The 12,021-nt window shown below is 59.0% G+C and carries 13 protein-coding genes; 3 read left to right on the top strand and 10 right to left on the bottom strand.

Annotation, left to right across the window (positions count from 1 at the left end; translation table 11 throughout):
- Window positions 1–8 precede the first annotated feature (8 nt).
- The 9 genes from IB241_RS05130 to IB241_RS05170 all read right to left on the bottom strand — a co-directional run bounded on the left by IB241_RS05130 (window position 9) and on the right by IB241_RS05170 (window position 6,702).
- On the bottom strand, window positions 9–437 hold the full coding sequence (locus IB241_RS05130) for a phage tail assembly chaperone (protein ID WP_192297289.1): 429 nt from the start codon (window positions 435–437) through the stop codon (window positions 9–11).
- A 9-nt stretch (window positions 438–446) separates the two neighbouring features.
- Window positions 447–1,916, bottom strand: coding sequence for a phage tail protein (locus tag IB241_RS05135; RefSeq protein ID WP_192297290.1), 1,470 nt, complete (start codon window positions 1,914–1,916; stop codon window positions 447–449).
- Window positions 1,917–2,546: a phage tail protein I gene (locus IB241_RS05140; RefSeq protein WP_192297291.1), complete on the bottom strand. Its 630-nt coding sequence runs from the start codon at window positions 2,544–2,546 to the stop codon at window positions 1,917–1,919.
- Complete coding sequence (locus tag IB241_RS05145; RefSeq protein ID WP_192297292.1) at window positions 2,543–3,538, bottom strand: baseplate J/gp47 family protein; 996 nt, start codon at window positions 3,536–3,538, stop codon at window positions 2,543–2,545. Before IB241_RS05145 ends, IB241_RS05140 begins: the two co-directional genes overlap by 4 nt.
- A complete protein-coding gene (locus IB241_RS05150) occupies window positions 3,535–3,867 on the bottom strand; it encodes a phage baseplate protein (RefSeq protein WP_192297293.1) in 333 nt (110 codons plus the stop codon). Before IB241_RS05150 ends, IB241_RS05145 begins: the two co-directional genes overlap by 4 nt.
- 9 nt (window positions 3,868–3,876) lie before the next feature.
- Window positions 3,877–4,488 carry a phage baseplate assembly protein V gene (locus IB241_RS05155; protein ID WP_192297294.1) on the bottom strand — a complete coding sequence of 204 codons (612 nt, stop codon included), beginning with the start codon at window positions 4,486–4,488 and terminating at the stop codon, window positions 3,877–3,879.
- 3 nt (window positions 4,489–4,491) lie between these two features.
- Window positions 4,492–5,007: a hypothetical protein gene (locus IB241_RS05160; RefSeq protein WP_192297295.1), complete on the bottom strand. Its 516-nt coding sequence runs from the start codon at window positions 5,005–5,007 to the stop codon at window positions 4,492–4,494.
- Window positions 5,008–5,027: 20 nt separating this feature from the next.
- Entirely contained in the window at window positions 5,028–5,372 is a 345-nt protein-coding gene (locus IB241_RS05165; RefSeq protein WP_192297296.1) for a phage holin family protein, read from the bottom strand.
- 595 nt (window positions 5,373–5,967) lie between these two features.
- Window positions 5,968–6,702, bottom strand: coding sequence for a helix-turn-helix transcriptional regulator (locus tag IB241_RS05170; protein ID WP_192297297.1), 735 nt, complete (start codon window positions 6,700–6,702; stop codon window positions 5,968–5,970).
- 186 nt (window positions 6,703–6,888) lie between these two features.
- Here IB241_RS05170 and IB241_RS05175 point away from each other — a divergent pair, with 186 nt between their 5' ends.
- From IB241_RS05175 to fdxA, 3 genes are all read left to right on the top strand, one after another.
- Window positions 6,889–7,077, top strand: a complete 189-nt coding sequence (locus tag IB241_RS05175) for a hypothetical protein (protein ID WP_192297846.1) — start codon at window positions 6,889–6,891, stop codon at window positions 7,075–7,077.
- A 186-nt stretch (window positions 7,078–7,263) separates the two neighbouring features.
- Window positions 7,264–9,855, top strand: a complete 2,592-nt coding sequence (gene mutS / locus IB241_RS05180) for a DNA mismatch repair protein MutS (protein ID WP_192297298.1) — start codon at window positions 7,264–7,266, stop codon at window positions 9,853–9,855.
- Window positions 9,856–9,997: 142 nt separating this feature from the next.
- Window positions 9,998–10,321 (top strand): ferredoxin FdxA, encoded by a 324-nt coding sequence (gene fdxA / locus IB241_RS05185; protein WP_192297299.1) that lies wholly within the window; start codon window positions 9,998–10,000, stop codon window positions 10,319–10,321.
- 495 nt (window positions 10,322–10,816) lie between these two features.
- Here fdxA and apbC read toward each other — a convergent pair whose 3' ends face one another.
- On the bottom strand, window positions 10,817–11,911 hold the full coding sequence (gene apbC, locus IB241_RS05190; protein WP_192297300.1) for an iron-sulfur cluster carrier protein ApbC: 1,095 nt from the start codon (window positions 11,909–11,911) through the stop codon (window positions 10,817–10,819).
- Window positions 11,912–12,021 lie beyond the last annotated feature (110 nt).

Raw genomic sequence — 12,021 nt, forward strand, 5'->3', positions numbered from 1 at the left:
GCGGGGCGTTATTCGGTTTGATTAGCGATCCAGGCTGTCGCTATTGGCCGCAGCTGGCTATTGGGGAAGTTCGGCGATTGTGGCCAATCGCGCAGTGATTGCACGTACAGCAGCAATTCAGAAAACTGCTCAGGCGTCAGCGTTGTGTTAGCACCGATCTCACGTTGATCACGATGACGCTCACGCAGCCATTTAACGCTTTCAATTTCAGCGTCTCGCCACATACGCTCTGCGACCTCAAGGTCAATCTCAATGAGTGGCGCACTGATCAAATAGGGCTGACCGTTATCATCGTGAGCCCGGATCTTGCCTCGCTCCGGGTTTGCAATAACCCGCAGAAACACCTCATCCGAGATCTCTACTGCATCACTCGGAATATTCTCGCCATGTATCGCAGGCAGATACGTGCAGCCTGTCGATGGACTGTAAAAACGCATAAACTCTCCTTATCTGCCGAAAGCAAACCAGCGCGCAACGACGGTTGCCGCAGAGGTGACTTGTTTATCGCACGTCAAGGTCATGCCTTTTTTCGTGACCTGATGCACGTAAGATCCGATCACTGAGCTCAAGATATCGCTGTCAACAGTCCAGTCGGCATAGAGCACAGAAAATGGGAACTCAACGGGAAACGAAACGGGCAGCAAGCTATCGCCGCTTGTTTGGTATTCAACGGCGCCCCATTGAATAACCAAGCCACCTAGCCAGCTTGGGAAAACAAAATAACCCGTTGGAGTAAAGCTTGAGGCAAAGCCGAGGCGCAGCTTCCTCGGTGTGACCATGACCAAATCATTTGTGCTATCGAGCATTTGCACAGCAGTGGCAAGCTTTGCTGTGCCTTGCTTGAGCTCGGTTGCCTGTGATGCAAGCGATGCGAGTGCCGAGATGTCGATGACGCCCTGGTTGATTGGGGCGTTCCAAGCTTTGATGCACCAGATGACCGCCAGGTTTCGAGGGCGAGTGCCGCCTAAGCCCACGTTCTGGGTCGTCTGGGTACCGGACCCATAAATGGAATAGCTGACGGGATAATTACTTTGCACAACAGTATCCAGACCATGTGCATTCATGGCCCCGGCGTCCGGCCCCGTGTGCCACAGCCCCCCAACAGCCGGGCTTTCGGTGCTGTAGTCAAACGCCTGTAGCGAACTTTTTTGCCAACTGCCAACTTCTCGGCCTGCGTCTATTCCTCGTCCATGATCCCAGCCTCGCAAGAATTCTCCACGGGATTCAGGCAGCCGGAAATTTCCGACACCTTCATCACCTTTGTTGAACGCCCCCCCCAGGAATTCGGACAGGTCGGGGTAAATTGCAGCGCTTTTGATACTCCCATCAACCTCAAGAAAACCTGGCGGAATTTTATTCACGGGAAAGGCGATGACCGAGCCGACCGGCAACGCCGATGCTTTAGCAATCATCGTATCGATCTCAGCCTTCGAATATGCCCTCTTCGTCAAGTAATCCGTCACCCAAGCCCGAGTCGCCTTCACCACCGTGTCATCGATCAACAACGTCACAATCGCGGCATTACTCGTCTCGAAGATCGAGCGAATGTAAAACTCCTTCCCTGACCCCGATGTCGCCAGTACCGGCTTATAGGACTCTGGATACTTCACGACAGCGTACAAAATTCCGGTATCTGTCCACAGACCGGCCTCCCGCACATACCAACCGCCAACATCCGACGGAATGGTGACTTCAGCCATTAGCCAGTTGGGGTTCTTTTCATCTTGAAACAACGCATTCAACGGCCCACGCCAGACTTCGCGCTTGAGCGCCTTGGCGCTGGCATCGGGGTTGTAGATCGCGCCGTTACCATCACCGACAGATATTTTCGTCAGCTTGATTGGTACGCCGGCAGCCTTGCAGGCGGTCTCGTAGGCGATCCCCGCGTTGGTGAGCAGGGTGTAATAGTCAGCCATTTAGTGCTCCTGTGGATAAAGGGTGGTGGTTTCGACGGTGTACAAGGCAGTCGCCAAAAAGGCGCGACCCGTGGCCTCGACGCCGGCCAGCACGTTTGGATAAATCGCCGTGAGTTCGCCACACAGAGTGAAGGCGCCGACGCTGTGGCGGCCCGAAGTGCTCAGTCCGACGGAAATCGACAGGATGTCACGCTCGCTTTTGGCGTCGGCCAGTCGACGGTCAAGTCGGGCATCGATGACTTCGCTGTAAGGCAATTCAGTCCAGGCCCGTACGGCAAAGCTATAGGGCACGCCTGGCGGTTTTTGCTCATACCAGGCACGAACTTCGGGGCTCAGTTGCAAGCCTTGGGCGGCATTTTCCAGGGCTTGGCGAGTGCCAGCCTGGCGGGCGGTGGGCCAGGCGAGTTTGACGGTCAGGCGTTTCTCGGCGTCGGGGGCGGTGGTGCTCCATTCGTTCACCGCGCGGTCCGCTGCCAAGTAGGGCAAAAACGCCGCCGGTGTACGATCCGGGTCCATCAGTTGGGGAAACGGCGGGGCTACCCGCTCCAGCAGGTGACCAAAACCGAGGTCCAGAGCCTTTTCCAGCGGGGAACTGTTGGCGGGCAACAGGCTCGTCTTGGGTTCATTCATAGCGTGCGCACCTCCACCTCGACACCCGTGCAGTACGGGGCCTGGAATGCCGAACTGATGATCGGCGCCAGCGGTTCGAGGATCTGCAGTTGCGCGGCGCCGGCACTGTGGTTGGCGTAGTCGATCCAGCTCGGGTCGACCCGACCTTCCAGGCGATGGCAGGAGTCGGCGTAGGTTTGCAGCAGCTGTTGCGCGGCAACCTGGGTCAACCCCGAATCGGGGCCCGCGTTGATTTTGGCGATCACGCGGATCTTGTAACGTTGAATCTGCGCACCTTGAACAGTGACCAGATCGGTCTCCGGCCGCACATCAGGCCTTGCGAAATGTCTGCGCACGCCGTCAAGCAAGTCGGCAGACGCACTGCCATCGCCGTCCCTGGAAAGCACCGTAACCATCACCTCGCCAGGTGCGGTGCGGCGACCGTTGCCATCCTTGACTCGCGCCGCATAACCGTCCGGATCGAAGGTGTAGCTGACCGTCACCACGCCCGGCGTGGCGCTTTGCACTTTGACCACCGGCCGCTCGCCAAGGGTGAACACTTCGCGACGATATTGCATACGCGAACCCGCCGCCGGGGCGTGGGGTGCCAGGTAATAGCGCAGGCGCGCGTCGTCATCGCTTTCCAGAGTCGGCGGCACAGGCGGGAAAGCGGCTGTGTCGCCGGGGTCGAGCACCTGGCGCTCCAGGCCCATATCCGCCAGGCGCGCATCCAGATTGCTGCCGGTGGCCCACCACGCCAGCATCTGCTTGATACGCGCGTTGTACTTGCGCTCGTGGGTTTGCAGGCGCACGCAAAACGCTTCCAGGGCCAAGGTCAACAGCTCGCTTTCATTGTCGAGGCTGACTTTGAGCTTGGCCGCACTTTGCGGCGCACGGGCGGCCACGTAATCAACAACGAACGCCTTGAATTGCGCCAGCAAAGGCTCGAAGGCGTCGACCGCGATAATCGCCGGTTCCGCCAGTTGGTTCTGGCCAGGGATCAGCATGCTCATGTGACGACCTCGAAAGATTGTTGACGGTTTTTCCAGGTGCCGGCAAAACGCAGCAACAAACCCGCTCCCTGACGGGTGGCGACGATGACCTGGGGTTGAAAGTCGGCGATGCCGTTCTGGGCGTTGTAGAACGCGTCGGCGGCGTGGCTCTGGGCGAGGATCAACAGGTCATCGCCCAGGTTCTGGCCGAGCAGTTGCGGGATCTTCGAGCCGTACAGCGGGCGCTTCTGACGAGTGCCCACGGGGGTGGTCAGCGCTCGGGTGGCACGCTGTACGAATTGCAGCCAGTCATCGACCGCTGCCCCGGTGTTCCTATCGATTCCGATCATGGCAAGTCCTTATGCGCTGCTGATCACGCGGCCTTGGTGATCCACCAACGGGCCGCTCAAGTGCACGCCGGCGGCATCCAGCAACAAGCCGGTGGCGCCGAGTTGCAGGGTGATGCTGTCCTTTGTCAGCGCCAGCATGGCGGCGCCGAGGGTGACGTTCAGCTGCTCGCGGGAACCGCTGACGCTGGTCGGCCCGTTGCTCCAGGTGAACGTGTGGCTGGCATCGTCATAGTCACTTTGAGTGCCATCCTGATAACGACGCCGGGTCAGCGAGGCCACGCTGGAGACTGGCGGAAACAGACTACTGTTGAGTCCGAACAAGGCCACAGACTGCGCCCCTCCTTCCCCACCGCCGTAGTTAAGCAACAGGCATTGCTCACCGACCGAGGGAATGCGGGTCTCGCTCTGTGTACCGGCGCTGGGGTTGAAAAAGCGGATGGCCGGGCTGAGCAGGTCCCCATGACTGACCTTGCAGGTGTTGCTCGCCGCGTCGACCTCCTGGCACACGCCAATCCGGCAGTAACTTTCCGCACGCCGATACAGGTCTTCGAGCTGGGCTTCCATTTCCACCAGGCGCTCGACAATCGGCCCGAGTTGCATGCGCAGTAATGCGTCAAACATGGATTACTCCTGGAGTGGGCGATATTGGTCCGGATCGTTGATGTCGAATACTTCCCAAGTGCGGGCAAACAACGGTTTGCCTGTGGGATCTTCGACGAGGGATGGGCCAAGATAGAGGGTTTGGCTGAAGGACACGGTCCAGGTGTCGTAGTCCGTATCCCCACCGCTCGGCGCGGCAGGCGCCGCGACGATAGCGGTAGGCAAGTCGCACTGGTCCGGTGGCAAACCCCAGCGGTTATCCAGGGCCAGGTCCATCAGTTGGCTGGCCAGGTCACACGCTTCAAAAGGAGCCGACTCGCTGGCGACCATGGCTTTGAGTGAAACCGACAACGCATGAGCCTTGCGCCCTTCAAGAGAGCGAACGCCAGGCCCGTTGCGTTCCATGCTGATCAGTACACCAGTCGTGTCGCCGGGCCCCGTGAAGTCGTGGTGATTACCTACATGCAATTGTGGGAAAGCGCTCTTCAGCGCCGCCTCAATCGCCATAGGCAGTTGGGAGACTTTTTCGATGAGAGTCATTTTTTGCGTCCTTGCGGCGGTTATTGCTGATCCGGGCGGGAGGACGGGGTTTCGTCGACCCCGATACGCTTGGCCGCCCAACGTTCATAAAGACCGATGGCGACGTCCGCACCGGCCATGGCGGTCAGGCAACCAATGGCGCCGGCGGTCCAGACCGACAGGCCGGCGGCGTACGACAGCATCAATGCCGAAACCCCGCAGACCATGCACGCCCCGGATCGCAGGGCCAGGCGCCGCACCAGCGACCAGCCGCGGGCGCCGTCCTTGTCAGCGCGCCACATTTCGCCGCTGACTCCGCCGATCAAGGCCAGTACGATCACCAGCCAGATCGGCATTTCCGCTAACGCTTGCTGCTCGTTTGTCATGTCACGCCTCCTGGCTGAGCAATGCCGGCAACGTGCCGGTGTGTGGGTACTTCCGTGTGTGGGCAGGCATTCCAAAAAGCCCGGTCGCCCAGGCTTTTCAGTAATGATTTCCACGAACCTTCGGCGCTACTGGCGCAATACGGTTCTTTCCTGAATGTTTTTCCGACCACGATCCCTGTCCGCCGGATAACTGCTTCTGGTGCTTTACGCTGCACACCCGGGTCAGTTGCCAACCCTTTGAACCGTCAAGGCCGGTTCATCGCTGCCTGTTCTTGTATTGCCTTGGAACTAAAGAGCGTCGGCATCCTTGCCGGTGTTACCTGGCGTCCTTGCCATCGCTCGGATGGCGTCCTTGCCGATGTTGCGTGCCTTCCTTGTCTTGACTGGCAGCATCCTTGCCGCCTCCACCAAGCCTTGTTGGCTGGCTTGAGATGAAGAGTATGCATGTATGCATATACAGTCAATGCACTAATGCATTTATTTTCAGCAACGACATGCACTGACGCATTAGAGACCTTGCAGGCAAAGGGTTAGGTGACTTTTGCCAGGCGAAAAAAAACCCGCACGACGGCGGGTTTTGTCTTACGCAAGGAGGTCAGCGGGCGTACATGCCCCACCAGAACACATGACCAAGGATGCTGATCTGTTCATCCTGGATGTCCTGGAAGCTGTAGTCCTCATCCGGATGCTCATCACGGTTGAAACTGCGCAGGCGAATCCCGGAAGGCAGGCGATAGAGCTGTTTGACGCGAAGTTGGCCATTGTGATTGATGGCATACAAGTCGCCATCAACGATGTCACCAATCCCACTCTTGCCCGCATTTACCCCGACCGTCGCCCCATCCCGCAGCACCGGCAACATGCTGTTGCCGCGCACGGTCACACACTTGGCCTGGTCAAACTGCACCCCGTTATGCCGCAGGCTACGCTTGCCGAACCGCAGGCTGGCCTTTTCGCTTTCTTCGATGACGAATCTTCCTGATCCAGCAGCCAACTCAACCTCGCGTAGAAAGGGGATCGACACCTCGTCGTCATTCACGGGAGTGTCGTCGTCCCAAAGGCTTATGTCCTTGAGTTCCGAATGCGTCGGGCCGCGCGTGTCTTCGCGCAAGACACCCACCGCCACGCGCCCGCGCAGTTGGTCGGTGCTGATGCGGAAGTACTCGGCGATGCGCGAGATGTGTTTGTCCGACGGATCAACGATCTTGCCGTTGAGGATCCGCGACAGCGTGGATTGGGGTACGCCAGTACGCCGGTGAAGCTCCGTGGGGGAGATCCGGTCGCGGTCCAGCAGTTCTCGTAAGACGATAGAAACGTTGCGTTTTTGCATAACGCGAATAATGAAGGGGGTTTGGGGGGTTGGCAAATGCAAATTTGCATATTGTGTGCGTCGATAGATATGTATTAGGTGAAGTTGCGACCAGTAGGGCGGTATAAATCGTGTAATAGCCTTGCGCATATCGCTGAAGATGAGGGCCGGTGGCTGGAACAGGCGGCGTATCCCGTGGACGGCAGCATGACTCCTGCTGAGACTGAGATTCTTTCGATCAAGCTAGGCCTGTCCCAAGGGGTGAAAAGCTCTTTTGCCGACTTTATTCGTGATGCAAAACCCGATCAGAAAAAGCGTGTTTACCGTGAAGTGCTCACCGAGGCGACCAAGCAACAGAACCTCGTGATAATGAAGGCTGAGACGAAACGAGCCTGACTACCTAGATGCAAACGACTTCCCGAAGCCCGGCCCTGCGCCGGGCTTTTTATTGAGTCAACGGTTACCCCGGACGTACCGCTACGAAGCCCCGACCTCGCGTGTTAACCTTGCCGCCATTGCAAAATCAGCAGGGCCGAGCGCCCCCTTTGCCCCACTCATTTCAACGAATTTGCCTACTATCCAATGAGTAAAAACACTTCCGACCTGTCCTCCCACACCCCGATGATGCAGCAGTACTGGCGACTCAAAAACCAGCACCCTGATCAGCTCATGTTCTACCGCATGGGCGACTTCTACGAGATCTTCTACGAAGATGCGAAGAAGGCCGCCAAGCTGTTGGACATCACCCTGACTGCCCGTGGGCAATCGGCTGGGCAGTCGATTCCGATGTGTGGGATTCCTTACCATTCGTTGGAAGGTTATCTGGTCAAGCTGGTGAAGTTGGGCGAATCGGTGGTGATCTGTGAGCAGATCGGCGACCCAGCCACCAGCAAAGGGCCGGTGGAGCGTCAGGTGGTGCGCATTATTACGCCGGGGACGGTGAGTGATGAGGCGCTGCTGGATGAGCGTCGCGACAACCTGATTGCGGCGGTGTTGGGCGATGAGCGTTTGTTCGGCCTGTCGGTGCTGGACATCACCAGCGGTAACTTCAGCGTGCTGGAAATCAAGGGCTGGGAGAACCTGCTGGCAGAACTGGAGCGTATCAATCCGGTGGAGTTGTTGATCCCGGATGACTGGCCGAAGGACTTGCCGGCGGAAAAGCGTCGTGGGGCCAAGCGTCGTGCACCGTGGGATTTCGAGCGTGATTCGGCGCTGAAAAGTCTGTGCCAGCAGTTCTCCGTGCAAGACTTGAAGGGATTTGGCTGCGAAACCCTGACCCTGGCCATCGGCGCTGCCGGTTGCCTGCTCAGCTATGCCAAGGAAACCCAGCGCACCGCCCTGCCGCACTTGCGCAGCCTGCGCCATGAGCGCCTGGACGATACCGTGGTGCTCGATGGCGCCAGCCGTCGCAACCTGGAGTTGGACACCAACCTGGCCGGCGGGCGCGATAACACCCTGCAATCGGTGGTCGACCGTTGCCAGACCGCCATGGGCAGCCGCTTGCTGACCCGCTGGTTGAACCGCCCGCTGCGGGATTTGAGCGTGCTGCAGGCGCGTCAGTCGTCCATTACTTGCCTGCTGGACGGCTATCGCTTTGAAAAGCTGCAGCCGCAGCTCAAGGAAATCGGCGACATCGAACGCATCCTGGCGCGGATCGGCCTGCGCAATGCGCGCCCCCGTGATTTGGCGCGCCTGCGCGATGCCCTGGGTGCACTGCCGCAATTGCAGGCCGCGATGACCGATCTGGACACGCCGCACCTGCAACAGCTGGCCGTGACCACCAGCACCTACCCGGAACTGGCGGCGCTGCTGGAAAAAGCCATCATCGACAACCCGCCAGCGATCATTCGTGACGGCGGTGTGCTAAAGACCGGTTACGACAGCGAGCTGGACGAGCTGCAAGCCCTGAGTGAAAACGCCGGGCAGTTCCTGATTGACCTGGAAGCCCGCGAAAAAGCGCGTACCGGCCTGGCCAACTTGAAAGTCGGCTACAACCGTGTGCACGGCTACTTTATTGAGTTGCCGAGCAAGCAGGCCGAGTCGGCGCCTATCGACTATCAACGTCGCCAGACCCTCAAGGGCGCCGAGCGCTTTATCACTCCGGAGCTCAAAGAGTTCGAAGACAAGGCGCTGTCGGCCAAGAGCCGTGCGCTGGCCCGGGAAAAGATGCTGTATGAAGCCTTGCTTGAGGACTTGATCAGCCAATTGGCACCGCTGCAAGACACCGCCGCCGCCCTGGCCGAGCTGGATGTGTTGAGCAACCTCGCCGAACGTGCACTGAACCTTGACCTGAACTGCCCGCGTTTTGTCAGCGAGCCGTGCATGCGCATCGTACAGGGCCGTCACCCGGTGGTAGAGCAAGTGCTGACGACACCGTTCGTCGCCAACGACCTGTCGCTCGACGACGACACCCGCATGCTGGTAATCACCGGTCCGAACATGGGCGGTAAATCCACCTACATGCGTCAGACCGCCTTGATCGTGCTGTTGGCGCATATCGGCAGCTTTGTGCCGGCGGCCAGTTGCGAGCTGTCCCTGGTGGACCGCATCTTCACCCGGATCGGCTCCAGCGATGACCTGGCCGGTGGCCGTTCGACCTTCATGGTGGAAATGAGCGAAACCGCCAACATCCTGCACAACGCCACCGAACGCAGCCTGGTTCTGATGGACGAAGTCGGCCGTGGCACCAGCACCTTCGACGGCCTGTCCCTGGCCTGGGCGGCAGCCGAGCGCCTCGCGCATCTGCGCGCCTATACATTGTTCGCCACCCATTACTTCGAACTGACCGTATTGCCGGAAAGCGAGCCGCTGGTGGCCAACGTGCACCTCAACGCGACCGAGCACAACGAGCGCATCGTGTTCCTGCACCACGTGCTGCCAGGGCCGGCGAGCCAGAGCTACGGCCTGGCTGTGGCGCAACTGGCCGGCGTACCGAACATCGTGATCAGCCGCGCCCGCGAGCACCTCAGTCGCTTGGAAACCACGGCGCTGCCTCATGAAAACGTGGTCGCCAGCCCCGCCAAAGCCACGAGCAAAAACGCCGCGCCGCACCAGAGCGATATGTTCGCCAGCCTGCCTCACCCGGTGCTGGATGAATTGGCAAAGCTTGACCTGGATGACTTGACGCCGCGAAAAGCGCTCGAAATGTTATATGCACTGAAGACTCGGATATAACGCTGAGGCTTGCAAGCTGGTAGACTCTCGCGCGGTTTGGGATGCTGCGGGCTCTTAGCCTGGTCCGCAGACTACCACTCCCGAACCTCGCGAGCCCTGCCACAAAGGGTTTCGCCGCCGCCGCCTGAGGAGAGAATTAGAAATGACCTTCGTCGTCACCGACAACTGCATCAAGTGCAAGTACACCGACTGCGTGGAAGTATGTCCGGTGGACTGCTTCTACGAAGGCCCGAACTTCCTGGTCATCCACCCGGACGAGTGCATTGACTGCGCCCTGTGTGAACCGGAATGCCCGGCCGTCGCAATTTTCTCCGAGGACGAAGTCCCGGCAGGTATGGAACAGTTCATTCAGCTCAACGTCGAGCTGGCGGAAATCTGGCCAAATATCACCGAGAAGAAAGATTCGCTGCCAGATGCAGCTGAATGGGATGGCAAGCCCGGCAAGATCGCTGATCTGATTCGCTGATCGGTTTGCTACGACTTAAAAGGCCCTCAAGGGCCTTTTTTGCGTTTTGCAGGCTGGGGTTCACTTTTCTACAGGCAAAAAAAAGGGGCGGTATGACCCGCCCACATTTTTTCCCTAGTCCCTGTATTCCTTTTCATCATCCTGATGAATCGCATCCTGCGACATTCCTTCAAACCATCGTTCCTTGATGGCTGTGTCAATCCGTGGACACGGGGCCGATCTTAAAGAGTTCCAAAGGAAGTTCAACGGCAACCCAGCCGCCGGCCGAGAGATTTGCGCCTCAGAACAAAAGTAAATAATTGTTATTATTCAATAGGATAGAAAACAACCCGAGTGTTTCGAGACGCCCATGGCGGCTAAAAAAACCAAACACTTACGAGAAAGTAAGTAATTGCTTACACGAGCAATTGCGTAAAAGCGTAACTGGCAGGCCTTGAGCGTTCTGCAAACATGAAAAAGCCCCGACACCGTCGAGGCTTTTCTCCTTCACGTCGCTTAGTCGTCGCTGACGGTAATCGTCGGCATTGCCGGTGCAGCCGCTTCCTGCAGGACGATCCGCGCGCCTACGTGGCGGGCCAGTTCCTGATAAATCATGGCGATCTGGCTGTCAGGCTCGGCGACAACGGTAGGCTTGCCTCCGTCGGCCTGCTCACGAATCAGCATGGACAACGGCAACGAGGCCAGCAGTTCGACCCCGTACTGGGTGGCCAGCTTCTCGCCGCCGCCCTCGCCGAACAGATGCTCGGCGTGACCGCAGTTGGAGCAGATGTGCACCGCCATGTTTTCCACGACGCCCAGCACCGGGATGTTGACCTTGCGGAACATCTCCACACCTTTTTTCGCGTCCAGCAGCGCCAGGTCCTGGGGCGTGGTGACGATCACAGAGCCGGCCACCGGGACTTTCTGCGCCAGGGTCAGCTGGATGTCGCCGGTGCCTGGCGGCATGTCGATCACCAGGTAATCCAGGTCGCCCCAGGCAGTCTGGGTTACCAGTTGCAACAGCGCGCCGGAAACCATAGGGCCGCGCCAGACCATCGGGGTGTTGTCGTCAGTGAGGAAGGCCATGGACATGACTTCCACGCCCAGGGACTCAATCGGCACAAACCATTTCTGATCCTTGACCTTCGGTCGGGTGCCTTCGGCGATGCCGAACATCACGCCTTGGCTCGGGCCGTAGATGTCGGCGTCGAGAATACCCACGCGGGCGCCTTCACGCGCCAGGGCCAACGCCAGGTTGGCGGCGGTGGTGGATTTGCCGACGCCGCCCTTGCCGGAAGCGACAGCAACGACGTTCTTGACATTGGCCAGGCCCGGAATCTGCGCCTGGGCCTTGTGCGGTGCAATCACGCACTGGATGTCGACCCTGGCCGAGCTCACGCCGTCCAGGCCTTCGATCGCCATCTGCAGCATCTGCGCCCAGCCGTTCTTGAACAGACCGGCGGCATAACCCAGTTCCAACTGGACCGACACCCGCTCGCCCTCGATCTCGATGGCGCGCACACAACCGGCACTGATCGGGTCCTGGTTCAAATAGGGGTCGGTGTACTGGCGAAGAACGGCTTCCACCGCTGCGCGATTCACGGCGCTCATGGGCTACTCCCGAAAAAGACTGACTGAAACAGGCGGCTATCCTAACCGTTCCTATGGCTCAACGGCATGCTTTCGCAGGTTTGGAAGATGCTGAAACAGCGTCACGGGGT

The sequence above is a fragment of the Pseudomonas sp. PDM05 genome, assembly GCF_014851685.1.
Classification (GTDB): domain Bacteria; phylum Pseudomonadota; class Gammaproteobacteria; order Pseudomonadales; family Pseudomonadaceae; genus Aquipseudomonas.